Annotated in this window: 23 protein-coding genes; 10 read left to right on the top strand and 13 right to left on the bottom strand. The window is 47.9% G+C overall.

Annotated features, from left to right (window positions below; all coding sequences use genetic code 11):
* Position 1: 1 nt before the first annotated feature.
* The 5 genes from DC345_RS23420 to DC345_RS23440 all read right to left on the bottom strand — a co-directional run bounded on the left by DC345_RS23420 (position 2) and on the right by DC345_RS23440 (position 5,326).
* Positions 2–673 (bottom strand): sulfite oxidase-like oxidoreductase, encoded by a 672-nt coding sequence (locus DC345_RS23420; protein WP_113055224.1) that lies wholly within the window; start codon positions 671–673, stop codon positions 2–4.
* Positions 674–719: 46 nt separating this feature from the next.
* Positions 720–1,643 (bottom strand): ABC transporter permease, encoded by a 924-nt coding sequence (locus tag DC345_RS23425; RefSeq protein ID WP_076290669.1) that lies wholly within the window; start codon positions 1,641–1,643, stop codon positions 720–722.
* Positions 1,627–2,694 carry an ABC transporter permease gene (locus DC345_RS23430; protein ID WP_113055226.1) on the bottom strand — a complete coding sequence of 356 codons (1,068 nt, stop codon included), beginning with the start codon at positions 2,692–2,694 and terminating at the stop codon, positions 1,627–1,629. The genes DC345_RS23425 and DC345_RS23430 overlap by 17 nt, the downstream gene beginning before the upstream one ends.
* The gene (locus tag DC345_RS23435) at positions 2,691–4,190 is read right to left on the bottom strand and encodes an ABC transporter ATP-binding protein (RefSeq protein ID WP_113055228.1); all 1,500 of its coding nucleotides are present in this window, start codon (positions 4,188–4,190) and stop codon (positions 2,691–2,693) included. The genes DC345_RS23430 and DC345_RS23435 overlap by 4 nt, the downstream gene beginning before the upstream one ends.
* A 104-nt stretch (positions 4,191–4,294) precedes the next feature.
* Positions 4,295–5,326, bottom strand: a complete 1,032-nt coding sequence (locus DC345_RS23440; protein ID WP_113055230.1) for a BMP family lipoprotein — start codon at positions 5,324–5,326, stop codon at positions 4,295–4,297.
* Between the two features lie 276 nt (positions 5,327–5,602).
* Between DC345_RS23440 and DC345_RS23445 the strand changes: the two genes are divergently transcribed.
* From DC345_RS23445 to DC345_RS23455, 3 genes are all read left to right on the top strand, one after another.
* On the top strand, positions 5,603–7,045 hold the full coding sequence (locus tag DC345_RS23445) for a hypothetical protein (protein ID WP_113055232.1): 1,443 nt from the start codon (positions 5,603–5,605) through the stop codon (positions 7,043–7,045).
* Positions 7,046–7,284: 239 nt separating this feature from the next.
* Positions 7,285–7,917: a DUF5317 domain-containing protein gene (locus DC345_RS23450; protein ID WP_113055233.1), complete on the top strand. Its 633-nt coding sequence runs from the start codon at positions 7,285–7,287 to the stop codon at positions 7,915–7,917.
* 252 nt (positions 7,918–8,169) lie between these two features.
* The gene (locus DC345_RS23455; protein ID WP_113055235.1) at positions 8,170–10,002 is read left to right on the top strand and encodes a bifunctional diguanylate cyclase/phosphohydrolase; all 1,833 of its coding nucleotides are present in this window, start codon (positions 8,170–8,172) and stop codon (positions 10,000–10,002) included.
* A 128-nt stretch (positions 10,003–10,130) separates the two neighbouring features.
* Here the strand turns inward: DC345_RS23455 and DC345_RS31835 are convergent, their stop codons facing one another.
* On the bottom strand, positions 10,131–10,298 hold the full coding sequence (locus DC345_RS31835; protein WP_162842449.1) for a hypothetical protein: 168 nt from the start codon (positions 10,296–10,298) through the stop codon (positions 10,131–10,133).
* Between the two features lie 302 nt (positions 10,299–10,600).
* Here DC345_RS31835 and DC345_RS23460 point away from each other — a divergent pair, with 302 nt between their 5' ends.
* The 4 genes from DC345_RS23460 (at position 10,601) to DC345_RS23475 (ending at position 14,979) form a co-directional block, all read left to right on the top strand.
* Entirely contained in the window at positions 10,601–11,431 is an 831-nt protein-coding gene (locus DC345_RS23460) for a sensor histidine kinase (RefSeq protein ID WP_113055236.1), read from the top strand.
* A 1-nt stretch (position 11,432) separates the two neighbouring features.
* Complete coding sequence (locus tag DC345_RS23465; protein ID WP_090904095.1) at positions 11,433–12,089, top strand: response regulator; 657 nt, start codon at positions 11,433–11,435, stop codon at positions 12,087–12,089.
* A gap of 243 nt (positions 12,090–12,332) precedes the next feature.
* Positions 12,333–13,964, top strand: coding sequence for a copper resistance CopC/CopD family protein (locus DC345_RS23470; protein ID WP_181586707.1), 1,632 nt, complete (start codon positions 12,333–12,335; stop codon positions 13,962–13,964).
* A 244-nt stretch (positions 13,965–14,208) separates the two neighbouring features.
* Positions 14,209–14,979 carry a YcnI family copper-binding membrane protein gene (locus DC345_RS23475; RefSeq protein WP_258530773.1) on the top strand — a complete coding sequence of 257 codons (771 nt, stop codon included), beginning with the start codon at positions 14,209–14,211 and terminating at the stop codon, positions 14,977–14,979.
* 157 nt (positions 14,980–15,136) lie between these two features.
* On the opposite strand, the gene DC345_RS23480 is transcribed toward DC345_RS23475, so the two are convergent.
* The 5 genes from DC345_RS23480 to DC345_RS23500 all read right to left on the bottom strand — a co-directional run bounded on the left by DC345_RS23480 (position 15,137) and on the right by DC345_RS23500 (position 18,684).
* Positions 15,137–15,409, bottom strand: coding sequence for a hypothetical protein (locus tag DC345_RS23480; RefSeq protein WP_113055240.1), 273 nt, complete (start codon positions 15,407–15,409; stop codon positions 15,137–15,139).
* Positions 15,410–15,463: 54 nt separating this feature from the next.
* Positions 15,464–16,714, bottom strand: a complete 1,251-nt coding sequence (locus DC345_RS23485; protein WP_113055325.1) for a Tle-like phospholipase domain-containing protein — start codon at positions 16,712–16,714, stop codon at positions 15,464–15,466.
* A gap of 81 nt (positions 16,715–16,795) precedes the next feature.
* A complete protein-coding gene (locus tag DC345_RS23490; protein WP_113055242.1) occupies positions 16,796–17,077 on the bottom strand; it encodes a hypothetical protein in 282 nt (93 codons plus the stop codon).
* A complete protein-coding gene (locus DC345_RS23495; RefSeq protein ID WP_113055244.1) occupies positions 17,064–17,270 on the bottom strand; it encodes a hypothetical protein in 207 nt (68 codons plus the stop codon). Before DC345_RS23495 ends, DC345_RS23490 begins: the two co-directional genes overlap by 14 nt.
* Before the next feature lie 157 nt (positions 17,271–17,427).
* Complete coding sequence (locus DC345_RS23500) at positions 17,428–18,684, bottom strand: DUF445 domain-containing protein (protein ID WP_113055245.1); 1,257 nt, start codon at positions 18,682–18,684, stop codon at positions 17,428–17,430.
* A 336-nt stretch (positions 18,685–19,020) separates the two neighbouring features.
* Here DC345_RS23500 and DC345_RS23505 point away from each other — a divergent pair, with 336 nt between their 5' ends.
* Positions 19,021–19,848, top strand: a complete 828-nt coding sequence (locus tag DC345_RS23505; RefSeq protein ID WP_113055247.1) for an aldo/keto reductase — start codon at positions 19,021–19,023, stop codon at positions 19,846–19,848.
* A 326-nt stretch (positions 19,849–20,174) separates the two neighbouring features.
* Here the strand turns inward: DC345_RS23505 and DC345_RS23510 are convergent, their stop codons facing one another.
* Positions 20,175–20,633, bottom strand: coding sequence for a cupin domain-containing protein (locus DC345_RS23510; protein WP_109999303.1), 459 nt, complete (start codon positions 20,631–20,633; stop codon positions 20,175–20,177).
* 258 nt (positions 20,634–20,891) lie between these two features.
* Here DC345_RS23510 and DC345_RS23515 point away from each other — a divergent pair, with 258 nt between their 5' ends.
* Entirely contained in the window at positions 20,892–21,743 is an 852-nt protein-coding gene (locus DC345_RS23515; RefSeq protein WP_113055248.1) for a helix-turn-helix transcriptional regulator, read from the top strand.
* 114 nt (positions 21,744–21,857) lie between these two features.
* On the opposite strand, the gene DC345_RS23520 is transcribed toward DC345_RS23515, so the two are convergent.
* Positions 21,858–23,471, bottom strand: coding sequence for a glycoside hydrolase family 28 protein (locus tag DC345_RS23520; protein ID WP_113055250.1), 1,614 nt, complete (start codon positions 23,469–23,471; stop codon positions 21,858–21,860).
* Between the two features lie 437 nt (positions 23,472–23,908).
* Between DC345_RS23520 and DC345_RS23525 the strand changes: the two genes are divergently transcribed.
* Positions 23,909–24,661: an amino acid ABC transporter ATP-binding protein gene (locus DC345_RS23525; RefSeq protein WP_079695864.1), complete on the top strand. Its 753-nt coding sequence runs from the start codon at positions 23,909–23,911 to the stop codon at positions 24,659–24,661.
* Positions 24,662–24,676: the final 15 nt, after the last annotated feature.

Here is a 24,676-nt window from a genome sequence, read left to right on the forward strand (position 1 = left end):
CTTAATCAAACTCCTTCTTCGTCCATTCGTCTTCCGGAATCGGAATATCTTCGCCAGAGAAGCGCTGCTCCTTGAACGGATCGGCAAAATGATGGAAACCATTGACTTCCCAGAAGCCATTGCGATCTTCTTTCATGAATTCCAGACCGCGTATCCACTTCGCACTCTTCCAAAAGTAGAGTTGTGGAACAACCAAGCGCAGTGGATAACCGTGCTTCGGTGTGAGCGGTTCACCGTTAAATTTAAAAGCAAGCAATACGTCGTCATGCATCAATTCTTCGAGCGGAACATTTGTCTCGTAATCATGATCTGCGTGGATCATGACGTATTTCGCTTCCGGTTTGACACCAAGAAGCTTGATAAAATCCGAGAACCGGATACCTTCCCACGGCGTGTCGAACTTCGACCAGCGGGTAACACAATGAATATCGCTCACCGTGTTCACTTGAGGCATCGCCTGAAGTTCCGCAAAGGAGAATATCTTTTCCTCTTCAACTTCACCAAATACCTTCAAATCCCAGGTGGATAGGTCGTATTCCGGCACCTCACCTTCATGCAGAATCGGGAATTTCTCGGTCAGTACCTGCCCCGGCGGCAGCCGGTCTCCGTGCTCAGCACCCGCTTTGGGTGCCGGACTTTTCGTTTTTTTCAGACGTTCAGCCTTATTATGCAAGCGTGATTCCTCCTTCTTTATATGCTTCCAGCATAACATTCAGGATTTAACGCGAGCTTCCGCCCGCTTTCAGTGCGTCTTGTGCATACGTACGGTCCTTGAAGAAGAACATCGCCACCAATGTCACAATATACGGCAGCATCATGGTAAAGTGAGTTGGCAGCGCAAAGCCCTGCAAGCGGATACTAAGAGCTTCCATGAAGCCGAACAGCACACTGGACCCCATAACACCAAGCGGATTCGCTTGACCCAGCATTGTTGCTACCAATGCGATGAAGCCGCGACCTGCGGTCATGCCTTCAGTAAACATCGTAACCTGACCGAGCGATAACTGTGCACCCGCCAGGGCACACAATACACCGCACATCAGAACTGCACCATATTGAATGCCACGCACCTTGATACCGATACTTTGTGCCGCTACCGGATTCTCTCCAACCGAGCGAAGACGGAAACCGGAGACACTTTTGAACAGATAAAACTGCAAGGCAATTACGATAATAATCCCGAGATATACGAGCGGGCTATGCCCTGAGATGACATCGCCTACCCACGGAATGTCCTTAATAAGAGGAATGTCCCATTTGGGGAGCCCTACCATATCCTTGTCATAGTAAGCACCTTTTACATCGAAAATCGCCCGAAGCGCAAAAGTCGTCAGTCCTGTCGCCAGAAAATTAAGCGAGATCCCGACCACAATGGCGTTGGCCTTCAGATTAATACTGATAAAGGCAAATAGCGCAGAGAACAACATGACGATCACAATTGAGAATAGTACGGCCAATAATACATTGCCGAACAGATAATTACCGACAATAGCGGAGAAAGCACCGATCAGTACAAGTCCTTCCAGACCCACGTTGAACAGACCGACACGAGAGCATAAAGCCCCACCGAGCGCTGCAAGCAGAATCGGCGTCATAATCCGCAAGGTAGAGCCAAACATGGCTGCATCAAACAGTTGTTGCATTGGACTTTTTCTCCTTTCTCCGCTTCAGGAATGAATATCCGATCTGAGCCGATACAAATAACGTCAAAACCGCTTGGATGACACTGCCAACTTCCAGCGGCACATCCGTATTCCGTTCCATCCCCATGGCACCTGTCTGCAATGCTGCAAGCAGGATTGCAGCTACAGCTGTTCCTAGCGGATGCGAGCGGGCAAGCAATGTAGCCATAATACCGCTCCAAGCATAACTTGCTGATGACAACGACCCATCAAGGAAACGGTATTGTGTACCCAGCACTTCCCCTGCACCCGCAAGACCTGCAAGTCCACCACTGATGATCATGGACAGCATCATCATGCGGATACGGCGCACACCGCCATACGTTGCAAACGAAGGATTGCTTCCCAACATGCGAATCTCATAACCAGTTACCGTCTTGTGTGTGAACCAATAGATGAGAATTGCAGCCACGATGGCAATAATGAAGCCGGCATGCAGTCCCATACCCTGGAACAGCTTCGGCAGCCAGACACTCTGATCAATCATGGGCGTCTGAGCCATTGCCGCCGATCCCGTGCGGTCTTTAAACGGATAGGATACCATGTATCCTCCAAAATAAATCGCAATATAGTTGAGCAGCAGCGTTGTGATCAACAGATTCATGCCAAAGCGAGCATCCAGCCAACCTGCAAACAGCGACCAGATTCCACCAGCGATAATCCCCGCCACAATGGCTGCAATACAGACAAACCAGCCTGGACCCGGCAAGTAGAGCGCCGTCAGTGCTGCACTAAGTCCACCAAGAACCATCTGTCCCTCTGCACCCATGTTGAAAAATCCGGCGCGGAACGCCAGGGCTACGCCCAGCCCCGCAAGAATAATGGGCGTCGAACGTGCCAGTGTGTTAGTGAAGAAGTAAAAGTTGCCGAAGGCCCCTTTCCACATCTCCGCATACGTATCCACCACAGACCCGCCAACGACCAGAATGGCTACAGCACCTGCCAGCAAACCGATGAATACGGCAAGCAGCGGCTGTACGAGTCCGCGAAGTGTTTCTTTTACCCGATTCATATCCGCTCTTTCCCTCCTGCCATCAACAAGCTGATCTGTTCTTCTGTTGCTTCATCTGCCTTCAATTCCCCGGCAATTGCGCCTTCATACATGACAATGATCCGATCCGATAATTGCAAAATCTCGGACAATTCCGAGGAAACGAGTAGAATCCCCGCACCCTCATTCCGTTTACGCAGCAATTCGGCGTGGATGGTCTCCATCGCTCCGATGTCTACACCCCGTGTAGGTTCAGCCGCAATCAGAAACGGCGTATCCTGGGCAAATTCACGCGCGGCAATCAGCTTTTGCAAGTTACCGCCGGAAAGGAACTGTGCCTTTGTTTCCGCTGAACCCGTTTTGATGCTGAACTGCTTGATCCAATTCTCCACCATGGTCCGTGCTGCCTTCGCTTTAATGATACCTTTTGATTGAAGCCGGTGATGATGGCCCATCAGTCCATTTTCTCGAACGCTCGCATCTTTTGCCGCTCCCCACATATAACGGTCTTCCGGGATATGGGCAAGTCCATGCTCCCGAATGCGCCGTACCGGCCAGTTCGTTGTATCCTGCCCTGACAGCAGGACGCGGCCGCTATCTGCCTTCCGCAGTCCGGCAATGATCTGGATCAGTTCAGATTGGCCATTTCCGGAAATACCCGCAATTCCAACGACCTCGCCTTTCCGAACTTGCAAATGAATATCCTTGAGTGCAGAACGATCCTCTGCCCCTGACAAATTTACCGCTTCGACCTGAAGCACATCTTCTCCCGGAACGGATGGCTGCTTGTCCATGCGAACCAGCTCACGACCTACCATCAGGCGGGACAGTTCCTCCACATTCGTGTCTTTTGCTTCCAATGTACCTGTCACCTGACCATCACGAAGAACAGTGATTCGGTCTGCTACATCCATGACTTCCTGCAGCTTGTGCGTGATCAATACGAAGGTTTTGCCCAGCTTGGCAAGAGACTTCATATTCGCGAGCAGTTCTTTCACTTCCAGCGGTGTCAGTACTGCTGATGGTTCATCCAATATAATGATATCTGCGCCCTGATGCAGCACCTTGAGAATTTCAACACGCTGCTGCATGCCCAGAGGACATTCAAATACTTTTTTCCACGGATCAACTGGCATGCCATACGTTCTGCCCAATTCATTCACCTGGGCAGCTGCCTGTTTGCGGTCAAATACCCCTGCCGCAGACGGTTCACGGCCAATCACGATGTTCTCGGCAACCGTAAAGGAAGGAAACAGCATGAAATGCTGATGCACCATGCCGATACCACTTGCCATGGCCTGAGACGGAGTTGCGAAGCTGACCTCGCGTCCACGAACTTTGATTGTGCCTGATGTCGGCTGCTCCATTCCATACAACATACGCATCAGGGTTGTCTTACCAGCGCCGTTCTCACCCACGAGGGCATGAATTTCTCCTTCTCGCAAATTAAAACGGATGTCCCGGTTAGCGGTGAAGCCGCCGTATTTCTTCGTTATCTGCTCCATCTCCAACAGCATATCTCGCGTTCTCTCCTCTCGGTCTTAAATAGCAGCAAAACCGGCTGCCTGATCGGGCAGCCGGCTGATCAACTCAATCACTCAGTCCTATTGGACAAAGAATACTATTGTTGCAAAGGATCTTTCACAACGATTTTGCCAGATACGATATCATCCTTGATCGCTTTAACCTTGTCGATAACCTCTTGTCCAACAAAAGCATTCAATGGAGATTCGCTATCACGAGTTACATAAGTCAGGCCTACACCATCTTCTTTCAAGCCATAGTTCACAGCGCCTGCTTTGAAGTTACCTTCTACAAAATCCTTCACTGTCTGATAAGCAACCGTGTCGGTCGACTTCAATTGAGACAATACAATATGTTCCGGATCTTCAACGGTACGGTCCGTATCCTGACCTGAAGTATAGAAGCCTTTTTCCTTCGCGGCTTCGAATACGCCCAGATCACCTACAGCAGATGCTCCAGCGATGAAGTCAGCACCCTTGCCGAATTGTACCAATGCCAGCTCTTTTGCTTTGGCCGGGTCGTTAAATCCACCAACGTAGTTTACGAGGAATTCCGCATTCGGGTTAACTGATTCCAGACCGGCTCTGAAACCTTCTGTATATTTCTTGATCAACGGAACGTCCATCGCAGCGATCATGCCGACTTTGTCTGTTTTTGTAGATAGTCCGGCAGCTGCACCGAGCAGGTATGCTCCTTCATATTCATGGAAACCAACGCTACGAACGTTAGGCAGATCAACCGTTGTGTCTACAACGGCAAAGGACTTGTCCGGATTCTCGGCAGCAACCTTTTTCAATGCATCTTCTGCCTGGAAGGTTGCTGTAATGATTAGATCATAGTTCTCAGCAACGGCAGCACGCAGATTTTGCTCAAATGCAGCCGGATCAGTCGATTCAATGGTTTTGGTATCCACCTTGAATTCCTCACCTGCTTTTTTGAAACCTTCATCCATCTGTACGAAGAACGGGTTTACCCCGATTTTTTCAGGAAGTACAAGCGCCATGCGCAGTGATTTCTCACTGTCCCCACCTTGGGCCGATTGTTCGTCTTTGGAAGCAGAATTTCCACAAGCCGCCAGTAAAATAGCCAACATGATGATCGATAAGACGAACGATAAACCTCTTTTCATTTTGAAAATTCCCCTTTTCACAATTCTTTTTTATAATCCTAGCGGATACTGTCGATCCTTGTCAATAAATCTTTGAGCGTATACACTAAATGGAATATAATAGTTGATTTACCTTCCACAAAGCCTCCCAAGCCTCTCTATACCTAGGTTTTTTCCGTTGACATCCAGAGCTGCTCCATGCTAAAGTCAATCCAATTATTATATTCAGATAGGATTTGTCAGAATTATAACCCAATCTTCTTTATTTTCCAATCATATTTTGAGGAGGCTATTCATTTGAAAAAAATCACCCAGATCACACTGGCCGCTCTGCTCGCCGCTCCGGTTACACTCGGCAGCCTCAGCTTGCCCGCTTCGGTATCCGCAGCATCGACAACTCCTGACGGACAAACGACCTCACAGGCTGTTAAAGGGCCGGTAGCACAAGCTCCTTCAGTCTATACCGAGAGTGCAGCCGATTACGCCCAATTCTTACAAGCCAAATACAATATCCAATTGCCGAAGCAGCTAACGAAGGGTGACTTCATTAAGGCGATTGCTGCCATTCTTGAAGCTGATCAAGCTGCTCCTGCTACAGATGACGCTAGTAACAGTGAAGCTAAGGCCCCAGCCTTTACTGATCTGAACTCGAATGATTCTGCTTATAAAGCTGCCGCTTCCTTATATAACAACGGCATCCTATCCGGTACAGAAGTGCGTGCCAACGACAAATTGAGTACTTATGCCGCTGTCTTCATTGCAGTCAAAGCAGCTGGATTCAAAGAGCTGGCCTATACATATCCTGAAGACAAAACAGCGAAGGCACTTGCGAAACTGGGCATTAGCTCAAGCCGCGTTCAGGGACAAGCCGCGCAAGAACTTGCCGCTGCCGTTGATACTGGTCTGATTCCGGAAAGTCTGTACCCTGCTCTCCGTAAAGGTGGCGAAGCAACTTCCGATTTTGCCAACATTTTGCTTGGACGGGTATTGAACAGTCAGGGTAAATATAAAAATGAAATTGGCCGTTCCGGCGACGCTGACATTTACTCCAAATTGTACGCTGCCTATCGCACGGCTGATTTAATAGAAGCACCGGAACTTCGGACCATTGTGGATCAAGCTCTGAGAAATGATCTCGTCACTGGTTACAATCTTAAGGACAGTCGCTTTGATTCCAACTTCATCGATGAACTGACTTTAACTTACGGTCATGATGATATTAAACACGCGGTGCAGTTAATTGGACTGTTGCGCAGTGAAGGCATTGATGCCGACGTACAGTTCCAGCCGAAGACATCTGCCTTCATCTATTTGAAGGAATGGGGAGAGCCCAAAGAAACACCGGATTACAAAGTAACCCAGATCGAGAATGGCAACTACATCGCTTACGCTAAAGAGTATGACATTCAGTTCGAGTTCAATAACACAGCGGACAAAGCCCGCTTCAACGACATTATTTTGAAGTACGCCAAAAAGAATAGCGATGACACCTCTGCCTTGATCCATGCTTCCTGGTGGCAGCCGCTCTATTATTCGCCGACTGCTCTAGCGGAATATCCGATCATTGCCAACAATAAAATTTCACTTGGCAACTATTACGCACAATCCTTCTCCCTTAAGGAGAATTCCAAGGCGATTCAGGAAGGTTTCCGTAAGTTGGCCCCTGATGCGGACATTTCAAGTTACACCTTCTGGGTTGACCATCCATTCTTCAACTATCTGAACGGGGAATCGGAATAAACTGAACATTCTTCAAGTGCATTAAACCTCGCATTTTGGCACAATATAAAGCCGTCTTTACCGAATTTTACAATGGATTCGACCCATTGGTTCGTGAAGGCGGTTTTTTGTATATTTTTTTGCAAATTTTTTCTCGAAATAATATATTTCATTGCAGGATTTACCAGTAAAAGGTCGAATAACATAGGTACACAAACACGCAATCACATTTACACATATCTGTAAGACAGGAGTTAATCATGGTATACGACGGCATTCTGCTCGGTTTGATCATTGGACTGTTCCGTGGAGGATTTCGGTATGGTCTGCACCAATTTGCAGCACTCAAGCTGCGAGGCGGATGGATTTTCCCGCTGTTGCTTCTGGCCCAGTTCCTCATCTTTTTCTTGCAGGAAAGGCTTGAATGGGTTGCATCCATCAACGGATACCTGTTTGCTGCCGTTTATGTCACAGGTTTGGCATTTTTGTGGCTTAATCGACATCATAAGGGTTTTACGCTGATCTGGATTGGTGTCTTTCTCAACTTCATCGTCATGGTGGTGAACGGTGGGCGTATGCCGGTTTCCGTGGAAGCCTCTGCTGTCCTTGGTCCCTATTATGTGGACATGCTGCGTGAAGGCGGAGCGGTGTCGAAGCACTATATGATGGATGCTTCCACACATCTTTCATTCCTAGGCGATATCATCCCGCTGTCCAGTCCTTATCCTCGGACTCAGGTGATCAGCATCGGCGATGTAGTCATGAACATTGGCATATTCCTGTTTATCCAGTACATGATGGTGAATCGAACCGGAGAAGCTTTGCAGCCATTGAATTCCATCAGGTCAGAAGAGATTCGGACAGACTCCAAGGAAGGGAGGTCTTTTCCATGAAAAAATTCGAAGGCATTAAATATTCCCGTCTTGTCATCAACGCAATCATCGTAGCTTCTGTCGTTGTTGCATTGACTTCGGGATACAAGCTGGGCGGCTAGTACATAACTCGCCAACCAAGACAAACAGGCTGCCAGCGGCCTGTTTTTTCTTTCTGGATTTTTGGGAGGTAACTTGTTATGTTATACATCAATATAGTACAAGCCGATATATTCACATCAAGAGCAGACTAAACCAAGCAGGAGAATTTTTATGAACTTTATTCGTAACCTTATCCATAGAGCAGATCGGAGCAGCATGTATGTCGTGTTGCTTAGCTGCACCGGCATCGGTATTTTTTTGTATATGAACAAGTGGTCTTATCTCCATCTATCCTCAGATGAATGGGTAATGGTATATACGATGCTCGGTGCGGCGCTGATTTTGGATTACTTCACGTTTCAAATTCCGCCCAAAGGCAATCAGCAATCCATGGACTCTTCCGTGTACCTCGCCTGTATCTTCATGTTTGGTGGTGCATTCAGTCTGTCTGTACTGCTGCCCGTTTCCCTCATCCTGTTAATCAAGGATCGCAAACTCACTTGGTGGAAACATATTGTCAATTTCAGCATTTACAGCCTAATGATTGCAGGAGCGGCTTATGTATTCACTTGGACTGGAGGAATTCCGGGAGCACTGGATGGATATAACCTGCTGCCCTATTTCGCGGCACTTGCAGCCTACTTCATCATCAATACAATCACGCTTGGCCTGTTTTTTCATTTCTCAACAAAAGATGCATTACAGCAGATGAAGCGTGTGTTCGTTACCGAATCGCTGCTCGTCTATTTATGTACATTGATTTTGGCGCTCGTGTTGACCATTCTCGTTGTACATAACGGCGTTCTCGGCCTGCTGCTTTACCTCAGTCTTAGCATTTTGCTATCGCATGCGTTCAAACAGCTGTTTGTGATGTACCAAAGTATTGAGGAAAAGGCCAACACGGATCAACGTACTGGTTTGTTTAACCACAGTCATTTTGAAAGTATGTTGGAGACCGAGCTCGGGAACGCCCGTTCACAGGGCACGCCGCTTTCGCTGGGACTCATCGATATTGATGATTTCAAAAAGTATAACGACCGCTTCGGTCATCTCCAGGGTGACAGCCTGCTGGCTCTTCTCGGAGATTTCCTCAGTCGGAAGACGGAAGGCACTCCCGTTACCGCTTTTCGTTACGGGGGAGAAGAGTTCACCTTACTCATGCCAGGCATGGATCTGGACGAAGCTTATGCGTTCATGAACAAGCTGCGCAAGCAGCTGAACGACACTCCTTTTGAAGGAGTTGAAGTTTTTCCGCACGGTTGTCTCTCCTTCTCCGCAGGTGTTGCGCGTTATGAGGTTGATATGTACAACAAGTCACAACTTGTGGATCAGGCGGATAAAGCGCTCTATTATGCCAAAAAGCAAGGCAAAAACAATGTGCATCGCCACGGTAGCAATGATGGCATGGAGCAAGAGATTGATCTGGTGCAGGATGTGCGCGACATTGAGCAACAGCTCAACTTGTTCAGATACAAGGACATGGATACGTTCAAACATTCCAAACGTGTATATAAATATGCTCTCGATTTAAGTGAGTTGCTGGAACTTGATAATGTGGAAAAGCGCAATTTCGTGCTGGGTGCTCTGATTCATGATATCGGGAAGCTGGAGATTCCGTGGTCCATTCTGAATAAGAAAGAGAAACTTACCGCTGAAGAGTGGGAAACGATCAAGGGACATGTCATTTGGGGCAAAAAAATGGCCATGACGAACGAGCGTTTTGCCGATCTCATTCCCTATATTGAATTGCATCATGAACGATATGACGGGGCAGGCTACCCTTATGGTCTGAAAGGCTGTGAGATTCCACGGTTGTGCCGGATGCTCACGGTGATTGATTCCTTTGATGCCATGACGACAGAGCGACCGTATCAGGAAACGAAAAATGTGGATGAAGCAATCAAGGAACTACAAATGTGCTCCGGTTCCCAGTTTGATCCCGAGCTGGCCGAGCTGTTCATCCGATATATTCAGAAACGAACGGTGCAGCAACAACTTGTGTAACACCCGCAGAATCCCCCCTTACCAAGCCAAAAGCGCTACCCCCGGCCTAATCGGGGATAGCGCCATTTTCATGTTCATCATAGAATTAATCGTGCACTAGACCACTTCATTCTTGTGCAGATTCTGCGTTATCGAGTGGTGTTCATCTCGTGTGAAGTCTGATGCAGCTCTTTAATCATCTGCTGCAAAAACATGTTATCCTGACGACTGATTCCGTGCTGATTGTCTTGAAGAAGCATTTGATGAATGTTCTTCTTAAGCAACTCGCTGCGACGTTCCAATACCTCTTGATTCATGTTGTTGCGTTCACTCCTTAACATCTTTTGTAATGAATTTGTGTTCTATATAAGTATAGAGGACCTTCTTCAATAGGGAAAATGGATACAGCCCCGCTCATCTGTACTCATCAAGGCTCACCCTGCATGACATAATTTCACCCCATGTTGTTCTTAGATATCCTTCTAAATGCTCCCTTATCCACCCGAATTTCCTCCGAAGAAAGACAGACTAGGGTCTGAGGCAAGCATACGTTATAATGGTGCCAACCCTTGAAACGGATACATATAAATGGACCTTATCTTAAAGGAGTTCTGTATTCATGTCATACAAACAGATTAAATGGATGATTCTGCTGGTCCCTACATTCACAGTTGGTATCTGGGAATACATCCGTCACCAATTCCTGATGCCCTACCTTTCCATGGATGCGGGCAACTGGCTTACCCCGCTTATCCTTTACCTCATAAGTGTCACCTTGTTAAGTCGCTTATTTAATATGCTGGAAAGTGCCAGGGCCGCTCTGGAGCAGGAGCGCGCTTCCAAAATGGCACTCGAAGCTCGGGATCAACTGGCCCGTGAGCTTCACGATGGCATCTCGCAGTCTCTTTTTCTCCTGTCGGTAAAAACAGACAAGGCCGAGCGCAGTTTGGCTGGAAGTGGCCACGAAAATGAAATTCAGGAAATACGCAAAACCGTACATGAGGTCAACGCTTACGTACGGCAGGCCATCGCCCAGCTCCGCTACGTCCCTGGACAAGCGGCAGTACCGGAGGGAACTTCCCTGCTATCACAGGTGGAATTACTTATAGTGGAGACGGTCCCTTCGGCGCGGCTGGAATGGAATCTGGACAGCGCCTTCTTCTCTCCAAAGGAGCAGGTAGAACTGCTCGCCTGCATTCGTGAAGCACTGCTTAACGTACACAAACACGCCCGGGCCACAGATATTCGAGTCATTGCAGAAGGTACTCCTTTTGTCTGGTCGATCTTCATTCAGGATAACGGCGTTGGTGTGAGCGGAGATCCACTGCACCTGAAGGACCGGTACGGCTTGCGAATTACGAAGGAACGCGCAGCTCAGATGGGCTGGTCTTTCGCCCTTGATTCAAGGCCAGGTTACACACGAATAACCATTGGAAAGGGGCATGCTTAATATGGAACTTGTACGGGTATTAGTCGTCGATGATCACGCGCATGCACGTGAGGCGATTTGCAGTATTTTATCCGAGGACAGCTTGTTTGAAGTTATTGGTACCGCTTCGACTGGACTGGAAGCACTGGAGCTTACCGGGCAATGGATGCCCGATCTTATTTTGATGGACGTGCAGATGCCGGATATGGATGGGCTGGAAGCCACCCGTCAGATCAAACTGCGCTTTCCGTATGTCATTATCGTCATGGTCACTGTGTCTGATGATGTCACGTACCTGTTCGAAGCGCTGAAGCAAGGGGCTCAAGGGTATTTGCTCAAAAATCTGGCTCCTTCCACCTGGCTTGAATACCTTCGCGCCATCGTCAGTGATGATGCACCCCTGAGCAAGGAACTTGCCTATCGAATCCTTCAGGAGTTCCCTGCACCTCGCACGGAAGATGTACCCGATAATCCCCTGACTACGCGGGAGCTAGAGATCCTGCAATGGGTATCTGCGGGTTATACCAATCGTGAGATTGCCGACCAACTCGGCATTTCGGATCAAACGGTGAAAAATCATCTGAAGAATATTTTACAGAAACTGCATCTCGAAAATCGTGTGCAATTAACCCGCTATGCATTGGAAAGCGGACTGGCAGGCCGTAAGCTGCGCAAATAGCGATGCATTCATGTTTTTGTCACAATTCTATGGATCATTTCGTTTTTTTATAGCCCAATGTAGTCATACGGTGTTATTTTGGACAAAGTTATAATGGTATAGATTGTGCTCGGATAACAAAGAATGACTTACAATTCTAGACCTAAGGGTGATGATTTTTTGATTTTGAGTAGGTTCACCACGAAATTGGGCAAACGGCACTGGGCATTGATGGGCGCCCTGATGTTATTATTTTGCCTTGTTATGCCACAATGGGCATCGGCCCATGCTTATATCGTGCAGGCCTCACCAGGTGAAAATGAACTGGTTGCGACTGCACCTGAACGCCTGACTCTCGAGTTCAACGAGTCTTTGCAGACGGCCTTTTTTGATATTAAAATCACCGGACCTGACGGAACACAGGCAGATGACGGCAATGTGCATGTCGATGAGGATCGTCCTCATATCCTGGAGACCGGACTGCGGACCGGACTTGGAAACGGAACCTACGCCGTGAATTGGAAGGCTGTATCTGCGGATGGTCACCCCATTCAGGGAGCCTATGTGTTTCATATTGGGGAACCATCTGGCGCTCCTGCCGGTCTCGCGGATTTAACCTCAGGTTCAGGCCAGGTTGGTGGACCGTTAAAATGGATTTTGTCGCTGACCGACTGGATTCAATATCTGGGGTTGTCTGTGATTCTGGGCACACTTGCTTTCCTGCTGTTCCGAATTGCGCCTGCTTCCATGGCGAGAGAACCACTGGAAGTGCCAAGAAGCTACAGGTTGTTATGGATCAGTTATGGCGCCGCTTCTGTTGCCGCTCTGATCAGCCTGCCCCTGAACACATTGTATGAATCAGGCGTTTCCATTGGGGAGTTCAGCTGGGCACTGATGGGCAGTGCACTTAAATTGACGTCATTTGGCCAGATCTGGATGGTACAGATCCTCATTGTGATGCTTCTGGCGGTTACCATCCTCTCCGGATATGACCGGGATCGCTCGTTGCGTATCCGGATCTGGTCATCATACGGATCACTGGTCCTCGTTCTTGGCTGGTTGTTCACCCATGCGATGACAGGACATCCCGCTGCGGCGGAACAACGCGCACTCGCCATTTCGATGGACTTCGTTCATCTGATCGGAGCCGCTTTCTGGATCGGCGCTTTAACCGCCATGGCTGTGTGTCTGCCTCCGCTCGCGGATAAACTGCCTTCCACGGTGAGAGGAGAGGTCTACTGGACGGCGATCCGACGATTTACAGCTTGGGGGATTGGTGCTGTTGCTGCTCTCGTCGCTACGGGGATATACAGCAGCCTGATCATTTTGCCCGCACCTATACTTACCTCCCTATTCACAACGTCGTATGGTCTCGTGCTTATCGCTAAAGTTGTCTTGCTTGTTGTGATGCTTGTGCTGGCCTGGCGTCATGCCAGAATGGCACGTGCAAGCAGTGGCAACCGACTTGCTGGCAGCCTCAAGGCCGAACTGATTGCTGGAGCCGTCGTGCTTGCGCTGGCTGCCGTGCTGACACACTTGTCTCCCGGACAACCGGCAGCCGCAGGACCTTATAAAGAAGTGCAGACTACGGATGACGGGACCACAATTACACTTCAGGTAAGCCCAAATCGTACCGGAGAGAATCAGTTCAAGGTCGACGTGAAGAAACCGGACGGCACTACAGTTAACGATCTGGAACAGATCACACTTTCACTGACCCACCTGGATATGGATATGGGCATTTACGAGATCACGATTCCGAAAAATGATACTGGCGTATACGAGGCAGAAGAATATATCTCCATGCCAGGACGCTGGAACATCAAGGTGCATCTGCTAACCCGATCTCTGGATTCGCTGGATACCGAATTTGAGATCGACACTGCTAATCCGTAGGTTAAAACCGATTAATGATTGGCCTTATATGTTCAACTAAACATTTACACAATAACGGAGAGGACAGAAGAAACCTGGAGAAGCGAAGCGTTCGCCTTTATCCCCGGATTTTCCCCTTTGAAGAAGAGGATCAAAAAATCTGGGGATAACAGCGATCAGAAGGTTGTTCTGTCATTGTAGTGGCTAGTGTAAATACTCTTTAGTTGAGCTTATATATTAGAAGAATTGAGAGGGGTAAATTATTTTGAAGAAAACATCATGGACTTCCAAACTGACATCCAGCCTCACTGCTGGAGCTGCTGCGCTGATGCTGTTCGCCGGATTCGCCAGTGCGCACGTTACCGTTAACCCAACCGTGGCACTGACAGGTGCATGGCAGACGTATAGCATCAAGATTCCATCCGAAAAAGAGCTGCCTACCACCAAAGTCACGCTAAAAGTACCGCAAGGCGTTGCATTCAAGCAATACCAACCACTGGCAGGCTGGAAAATCACTACCGAAAAAAATGATTCCAATGAAGTGACGTCAATCACTTGGGAAGTGGACGGAGATAACGAAGGAATTCTGGCTGGTCAATTCCAGCAGTTCAACTTCGTAGCACAGAATCCGGATGCCGAAACAGAAGTAGCCTGGGATGCGTTCCAGTATTATAGCGATGGCAGCATCGTGGAATGGACAGGCGGACCAAGCGACAGCAACCCGCACAGTATTACGGCAATCAGCCAAGATCCTGCTGCTGCAGGTAATGCTGCTGCAGGCGGGGGTCATGATAGTGCGGGCACAGCCGGCAATGCGGGTCATGATGATGAAGCAGCGAAGGTTGATGATACAAAGGCAAACGACGATACCACACTGGGTGACGCGTTGAATGACACCGTTACTGGTGAGCCAAACAACACGGATTCAGATCCAGGCACATTGAAGCTGCAGCAGGCAACACTGATTGTATCCATTCTGGCGTTGATCCTTTCCTTCCTGGGTATCGCTCTGGCAACACGCCGCAAAAAACGTTAAGACTAACATGCAATCTTGTATGTAGACAAAAAAGAAAGGAGCCTTTGGCATACGGGATCTATCCCGATGTACCGAGGCTCCTTTTTGTTATCTCTATGCATAAGCTGACTTCGATTTCAAACTCATGCTTACGCCCGCTGATGATGAACAGTGTCACCTACCGTTCCTGATCCGTTTGGATCATAATTTCAATATATTGCACCAAGCTTTTCTTCTGTTGTTCAATCGACTGTATCCGTCCAGATAGACCCGCGAAGAACGCTTCGATCTGCTGCCTTGTATAATCAGCCGATTGTCCCTTCCAGTCGTCGAGACGGTTGTATAGGCTTCTCGCCTCCTGCTCATCTGCCTGGAGACGGGCAAGCAGCTGGGTCAATTCCTTTTCAGCAATCCGAAGATCATTCAACTCTACCAGCAATTGTCCGCTCACTCGTGTTCCCTCCCTTTATGTAAGTTCCAACCGCCAGGCCCTTCTTGCAAAATTCTATTTAAAACTGACTTGACTCTCATCTGCCTGACGGAATGCTTCCGCCTTCTCTTCGATAAAGTTCAAAAACTGACTCGTATGCTTCATATGCCATGTGCTCAATTCGTTAATAGATGCATCCAGATGAGTGACGATAGGTTCAAGTCTGCGACTGCGGCTGGAATGCAGGTATTGAGCCATCCGGCTCCGTACCGTATTCAACTCTGCATTACACTGTTGTGCATTTTGCTTCCACCGGGCAGCGACACTTTTGAGTTCCTCGGGCGTCACCTGAATCAGGCCAGACACTCCTGCTGCTGCGGCCATACCTCTTGCAAGGCTTCCTGCTTGTCCACCCAGGTTCCGCATGAATGCTGCGAGATCAGACAGGACATTGGACGGCTGACGTGGTGAATAACTGATTTGCTCGCCTGTAATCGGATCGTATAAATCATTGGAAATATAGCCGTTATCGAACTTGTACTGTTTCAGACTGTGGTACTCCTCACCACCAAAGGTGTTACTGATTTTATCCCACATGCCCATGTCATCATTCATATCCTCATAGTTGGAATTGATGTAATACATGGAACCTACGTGACGATCATATCCACCAAAAAATCCGCTGGTTACAAAATCTCCGGGATGTCCGTAGTTAATGATTTGGCTATCAAACCCACCCTCTTCGGCCTTTCGTTTCGCCTCTGGCGTGAGACTGGAGATTACGGATGGCGCGCTAAACGTCACCGCGGAAAGTCCCGTGTATGCAGCCGCATACTGGGCATTCCCCCCTCCAAGCGAATGCCCTGTCAGCGAAAAATCCAAATCCTTGTATTTTTTCTGCATATCTTTGGCGTAATCTTCCGCTTCATACATCTGGTTGGGGCCGAGGCCAAATGTCTTATCCAGCTTTTTATCCAGTTCTCCCACAGCATTCTCGACTTTAGTGACCCCGGTCACATCTCTTACCTTCTGAATTCCATTAGCTAACCAATCTGGCGTAAGGTCAGTACTTTGTTCAATCTTTCTGCCAAGCTCGGGCAAACCGATTTGAGCGTCCGCATAATAATCAGGAACGCTGCGATCCAACGATGCACTTCCCTCCGTGCCACGATAAGCAATAACCGCCTGCTTGGTCTCCGGATTGTAGAAGGTCACCGCATCAAAACCGGATTTTTTGTTTCCATGCGTGTCCTCAAGAACTTGCCATCCAGGAAGATCCTCAAACTCAACACCTGATTTCAGATTCTCATATGCTAATTCAGACATCTTGTTGTATGTCTCATCATCAATTTTTGGTGATTTACTCACAACCGTGCACCTCCAAAAAAATCAATCCTGAATTATGATTTATTTGTTAAACGGATCATATCCCTTAGCTATAATCGCTTCCTTAATTGCCGGACTCATGCCAAAGTTTTTGATTTTTTTATCCTCATAGTCGTACGAGATCGTAAATTCTTGGTCCTCATGTTCAACCACATGTCCTTCCATAGCTATAGAATCAAGCGCCATCTCAGGTAACAACTCTTTATTCGTGATGACGACATCCAGTTCATATTTATTTTTCAGATATTTTACGGCTTCCGCTTCCGCTTCTTTAAAATAGGCCTGTTTTTCACTTTCCTTCATGTTCTGACACCCTCCCAAAATAAAAGTGGATAGTATGATCAAAAAAAACATACATGCGAATCGCCGCTTCAATCTCATTATCAATCACCTTTTCTTTTTCATTAATCATTAAAATATATTCCTGTATCCACTCTATTCTCCTGTTAACTGCATCATAGTACAAAATCAACATGATCACATCGGCTGTTGGCATCGTTTTTATGTAACTTTGTTCCTAAATGATTCCATTAGAGCATTCGGGTGTACATTACCCAATTCAACTGTTTTTGCACCAGTTGTCTATTCATAAATTTCCCAGACGAAAAAGAGCCTGCTCCAGAGAGCGGCCCTAATCTTACCATTTCAATGATTTACTCCAATACCATCCGCAGGGCGGTCAATGCAATCCCGATTATAAATCCGGTAACAGCCCCGTTAATCCGAATCCACTGCAGATCCTGTCCTACTTTATCCTCAATCAAGGAGATCAATGAGGCATTGTCCATTTTGTCCACGTTTTCGCGCACGAGGTTGCCGATTTTGGAATGGTTTTTCTCCAGCAGCGTCGTTACACCTTCCACAATCTTGGCATTCAATCCTGCCAATAAAGCATCATCTGACCGCAAATCAGACAATACCCGCTCAATCGCAGGTAAAGCAAACGTCTCCACATATTGACCATCTTCCATCGCAGCGAGCGCCTTATCCCTCAATTCAATGAGTTTGTTCAGCACGGTTTCCTCTGCGTTCCATCCATCCAGCATGTTGTTTTTCCAGCCGTTGACTCCATCCTGCACACTTTCACTCATTGCCAGCCGGATAGCCTGGGTTCGCAACAGATCTAGCACTTTGTAACGAAGAGCACTGCCCTCTCGCTTCATATCCTCCACCCGGTCAAACAGATACCCTTGCAAAATGCTGCCCATACGCTCCTCATTCAGATAGCCCATGAACGCATTCATCGCAAATTGCATTAATCCGTTCATCTGGATGCCACTGATCGCCTTTAAGCCACTCTCACCCAAAAACATAATCGTTTCTGGCTTCACCAGCCATTCCTCTGCCTGCTTCAGACCGTAGTCCAGTGCTTTGGCATCATATCCACGCTCACTCATCTGGATCGAAGCCCGTTCCAGAATAGGCCCTAGGTCGAAGGCTCCTGCCTGTGATTTGATCTCGCCCGCAACCAGTGGAGCAATCTGCTCCAACGGCAGACCTGCAAGGATTCGTTTGCAGAGCGTATCGATCATGGTCTTGACTCCATCGTTGTGAAGTTCCCGCGTCATCGTATCCAGCACGATTTCTGCCGCCTTGAAACCCGCAATTTTCTCGGTGATGCTATCCTTGTTCAGCAAGTTATTTTCCACTGCGGAGACAAGACCTTCGGTCAATTTATCCCGATTTTTGGGCAGCAATGCCGTGTGGGGAATCGGAATACCCAGTGGATGACGGAACAACGCTGTTACGGCGAACCAGTCCGCAAGTCCACCTACCAACCCCGCTTCAAATGACCCTACCAGCAGTTTGCCTACAACACCACCCTGAAACGGCAATGATGCAGCAAACCCTGCTCCCATAACAACGAGAGACCAGGCTGCTGCTTTTTTGGTTTGTTTAGGTTTAGCCATTTTATTCTTACTCCTTTATCGTTAATCACACAGGTTCAATGACCTTCAACTTTCCCGTGCTCCTCTGTTCTTCATGTGATCCCTTCCATAGGAAAGATTCTGTTTCCATATTTCGTATACTTCATCTTATCACCCGTAAGCGTCAAAACCAAACCTCTGGCTGGCGAAAAAGGATAAAAGAGGGGTTTTTCCTATCGAAATGGTCGTATTCTTTTCCATTACCAAAAAGGTTTTAGTATAATCAATACAGACGGCCCTTCATTTAGGATTGGCTGGCGGTCAACAGGGTAATTACATAATGGAATAATGAATGAATCAGAGGAGGAATTTCGGACCATGAAACACGTGCAGGACACAACGACACTTAATAACGGAGTCAAAATGCCTTGGCTGGGTTTTGGCGTATTCAAAGTTAAAGATGGAGAAGAAGTGGTTGATGCCGTCAAAACGGCCATTCAGGCAGGTTATCGCAGTATCGATACAGCAAAAGCGTATAACAACGAAACCGGTGTAGCTCAGGGTATTCGTGAATCCGGAATCGCCCGCGAGGATCTGTTCATTACCACCAAAGTGTGGAACGGAGACCAAGGTTACGAATCCACACTGGCGGCTTTTGAAGCAAGCATGGAACGACTCGAACTGGAATATCTCGATCTCTATCTAATCCACTGGCCTGTCAAAGGCAAGTACAAGGATACCTGGAGAGCGCTGGAGAAGCTGCATAAGGAAGGACGCATCCGCGCCATTGGAGTGAGCAACTTCCAGATCCACCATCTGGAGGACCTCATGACCGATGCCACCATTAAACCTGCTGTGAATCAGGTGGAACTGCATCCGCTGTTGATCCAAACGGAGCTAAGGGAGTATTGCAGCAAACATCAGATCCAGATTGAAGCCTGGTCTCCACTGGGTCAAGGACATTTGCTGGAGCATCCGCTTCTTCTGGAGATCGCTGCCAAGTACAGCAAATCACCGGCACAGGTCATACTGCGTTGGGATCTGCAAAATGGTATTGTAACCATACCTAAATCCGTTACACCACAGCGCATTCGCGATAACGCAGACCTGTTTGATTTTGAGTTAACCACGGAAGAAATCGAACGCATTAATCAATTGAACGAGAATAAACGTTTTGGTTCCGATCCGGACAACTTTAACTTCTAACCTCAATATATAATCAAAGTTATATAAGTTGAACTAATCATTTACACAGAAACGGAGAGGACAGAAAAAACCTGAAAAAGCGAAGCGTTCGCCTGAAAGCTTTCTGCAAGAAAGCTACGTCGTAAGCATAGGCTTATCACCGGATTTTCCCCTTAAGAAAAGGGAATCAAAAAAATCTGGGGATAACAGCGATTGGAAGGTTATTCTGTCATCGGAGTGCAGGTGTAAATAATCTTTAGTTCAGCTTATATAGAGAATATCAAAAAATCCCGATCCAGATGCACACGCACCTGGATCGGGATTTTGCTTGTTCATTTATGGTTATATTAGCCTTTGGATACCAGTTTGAAATCATCAAAATGGAAACCTGGAGCTACTACACACGTGACCAGTACAGGTTCATCACCCAGCGGACGTGCGGTTTGCCATACTCCGGCTGGAACAAGTACCTGCGGCGATTGACCCGCAGCAATATCCATACCCAACACGAGCACTTCTTCATTTTCCGGATTTTCTCCGTTGCCGCCCAATTTCAATTCAATCGGACTGCCGCTATGCCACAACCAGAGCTCGTCTGACAAAACGGTATGCCATTCCGAGACTTCATGCGCGTGCAGCAGGAAGTATGTCGAACTTGCCGAGAATCGAGGACCTGAGTATGTATCCGGCAGTACGGATTGGGGAATTTGATACGATGCCTTCCATTCTTCCTTATACCAACCGCCTTCAACGTGTGGCTGCATATTCAGTGCAGCAACGAGTGGCGATAATTCATGTGTCGTCATATTCTATTTCCTTCCTTCCAAATCGAATTGGAGACACCCCTATCCAGAGGTTAGCCTCACTCCCCCTACTGTAAAACATGAATAGACTTTTGTCACCTTTACAGCATATCTAAGCTTGCCGAAAATCATTCCACCCGCATTCCATTCATTTCGTCTATTCGGGCCCTCATTCGAATGATAGCGTTTACAACAAACTGGATTTTCCGTTATGATATGGATATTAACCGTAAATCAGCTGGCGCAGAGGGGAGACGTGTTATGAGTGTTATAGAGGATCGCATTGGACCCAAATATCGAATTGGCGAGAGTTCATTCACCATTGAACATATGAGCAGACACGACGGGAACGCCATGCCACAGCCTCATGCCCACCCTTTTTACGAACTGTATTATCTGCTTGAAGGAGAACGTGTCTATTCCATGAATGGTCAGCTTCTTACCGCCCGCAAAGGTGATTTGATCCTGATCAATCCCCATGATGTACATACGACATCCAAAGGAAGCCTTCCCGGCTTTGAACGAATCCTGATCGGATTCTCACCTTCTTTTGCAACCGGGATGGAGCTTGGAATATGTGGTCTGCTCCCCTTCGATCATTCAAGGCTGCTGCACTTCCCTGATGCGGAACAGCCCGAGATCGAACGAATGCTGTGGCAGATGCTGCAAGAATGCCGGGAGCGGCGCCCTCATTATGACATCGTGGTGAGAAGCCTGCTTGCCCAGATTCTGATTCAGATCCACCGGGTTGAAGAAGATACTCGGCAATCTTCTCCGGTCCCCCATCATCCCATGCAGGATAAGATCAGTGAGATCGTCACTTACGTGAACAATCATTATACCGAGCCCCTCACATTAGAAGAGGCCGCAGCACGATTTTATATCAGTCCATCTTATTTGAGCCGGATGTTCAGCCGTTTTACCGGGTTTCGCTTCAGCGAATATTTGCGTGTTACCCGGGTCCGGGAGGCACAGAGACGTTTACTGTCCACTCAGGAACGGGTGCAAATGATTGCGGAGAAGGTAGGATTTGAGCATACAGCCCATTTTAATAAAACGTTTAAACAGGTGACTGGGACGACGCCACTTCGCTATCGCAAAGAACATCGATAGATCTTCAAAGCGACTAGCGAGGCAGGACGTCTGTCATACGACAACCTATCATGACACCGCGCGCCAGGAGATGCCCGCGGTGATATGCTAAACGTATACTAGTTTGGCCCCTTTTTACCTGCGGATAATTACACCACTTCTTACTTCAGGACCAACCGAGATTTGGCGTCCCTCCGTATCTGCATCACTTTCCCGGCATACGATCCCTGCCGATTCATGTCCTGTCACCATTAGAAGCCGACCGTCTGCGCCCATGCCCTCAATCGCTTCCAGCTCCGCACCCTTACACTGGTGCAAATGAATTAACGATCCTTGGGTAATATATGCGTTCATATCGGCGATTCGCAGGTGCTTCGCATGAGCGCATTGCACCCCGTTACGAGCCGTCACCGTAAATCCCTGAATGACCAGACCGTCCAGTGGCATTTCCGGCAGACCACTCACCAATAACGCGGTTTCTGCCCCTGCGCAGACCACCTCCGATATTCGAATATCCCGGAACACCGGTGTCTCCTCACTGACCTCCTGAGCCAAGTCGCTACCACGAGCGGAACCCTCCTGATTGGCATAGAAAAAGGAAAACGAGATAGCCTCCATTATGATATCCTTCATATAAATGCGCTCCACCTGAATATCCTCAACGACCCCGCCGCGCCCACGCGCGCTTTTGAAGCGAAGCCCAATATCCGTTCCAATAAACGTACAATCCGAGACCCGGACATGCCGCACGCCACCGGACATTTCACTGCCAATGACAAAACCGCCATGACCGTGATACACGGTGCAATCGCGGATTGTAATATATTCCGAAGGCAGACCAAGTTCACGACCTTCTGCATCCTTGCCGGATTTCAGACAGATCGCATCATCACCAACATCGAATACACTTTGCTCCACAAGGACATGACGGCAGGATTCGATATCAAGCCCATCACCATTCTGGGAAAACCATGGATTCCGTACACTTACGTTACGAATTGTGACATGCTCGGATGCCCACGGATGCAGATTCCATGCAGGCGAGTTCTGGAACGTCGGACCGTCCAAAAGCACTCGTTTACATTGACGCAAGCTGACCATGTTAGGACGCAAAAAGTCTCTGACTTCCTCATAAGCAGCCACATCATGCACTTGCTCCAGATGCAGACGATTCGCAACCGCACCACCTTCAAGAGCAGAAGTCGACGGCCACCAAATGGCTTCGTCTCCGCCAGCATGCTCCACTACACCACCCGAAGAGACCAGTCGATTCCACTGCGAGGCAGTCATCTTCGATCGTTTCACCGGACGCCACGCCTCTCCACCGCCATCCCAAACCCCCTCACCCGTGATCGCAATATCCTCCAACTGCTCACCATCAATAGGGGACTGACACCGCACTGCCTTCCAACCCTCGAAGCTGGACGCAATCAGGGGATATTGATCGAAATTACGGATGAACGTTACCAGAGCACCCGCCTGAGCATGAAGCTCAATTCGACTGCGGAGAACAATCGGACCCGTTAACCAAACACCCGCTGGAATGACAAGTCGGCCACCTCCCGCTTCTGCACAAGCTGCTATAGCCAGTCGAAACATCTCGGTATTATCCGTCAATCCATCCCCTACCGCACCATAATCCGTAATCTGAAAATCCTGTGCAGGGATGACAGGTAAACTCACTTCATAAGCCTTCGTATCGGATTTAACACCTTCTCCTGTATCAAGTGGGGAGTAATATGTATTCATCGTTCAGAACATCCTCTCTACCTATAATTGGATCGGACTATTTTTAGTATTGCATCGCTTATTGGAAAGCGCATTCTCGCTCCATCATATCAATGCCATAGGGCATAAGGTTGAGCTTTTTTGCCATGTACGATTCAGAATTTGATGTTATTTGTTTTCATGATCAGAGTCATAAAGTAAACATCCCTTCCAGTATACTCTATACATCTATTCCAATGGTTGTAAAACAACTAGGAGAATGGATTCATTTTTCAGTCAGGATTCGTCACAAAGAGGCTACCAATATAACAAACATGTAACATAATTACTGGCTATAGCCCTATAAAACCCATTACTTATGTCATGTTTTATCACAAACCAATTGCCTTTAGCAGGATGAGTATGTATGATTAAATAACTAGTTTCAATTTATTCCTTATTATTCCTTTTACAAACAGATGTTGCAGAAAGGATGGGGTCTCTTGATTGAATTTAGGGGTGTCCAGAAACATTTTGGCCATTTTCATGTCCTCAAAGATATTCATCTTCACATCGAAGAAGGAGAAGTCGTTGTCATTATCGGCCCTTCCGGCTCAGGCAAAAGTACATTGCTCCGCTGCATCAATCGTCTGGAGACGATTACTGAAGGTGAACTTGTCGTCAGTGGTGTCCCTTTACATCAGAAAAAGGTGGACATCAACCTCTTCCGCCGTGACATCGGCATGGTATTTCAACACTTCAATCTCTACCCTCACAAAAAAGTCATCGATAACATTACCCTTGCACCCATGAAGGTGCGTAAACAGCCCAAAGCACAGGCAGCCTCTACGGCAATGAAGTATCTGACCCGTGTAGGCATTGCCGACAAGGCAGACAGTTATCCTTCCCAATTGTCCGGTGGACAACAGCAGCGTGTAGCCATTGCAAGAGGTCTTGCCATGGAGCCCAAAATCATGCTTTTTGATGAACCCACCTCTGCACTGGATCCCGAAATGATCGGGGAAGTTCTGGATGTCATGCGGTCTCTTGCCCATAACGGGATGACAATGGTCGTCGTTACACATGAGATGGGCTTTGCCCGCGAGGTCGCAGACCGAGTCATCTTTATGGATGAAGGCCGAATTGTGGAAGAAGCCTCCGCCGCTGAATTTTTCGACAACCCGAGAGAAGAACGGGCCAAGCAATTTCTGAGTCGTCTGATTCACCACTGAGAATAATCCATTTTG

The organism is Paenibacillus taichungensis, from assembly GCF_003287275.1.
Classification (GTDB): Bacteria; Bacillota; Bacilli; order Paenibacillales; family Paenibacillaceae; genus Paenibacillus; species Paenibacillus taichungensis_A.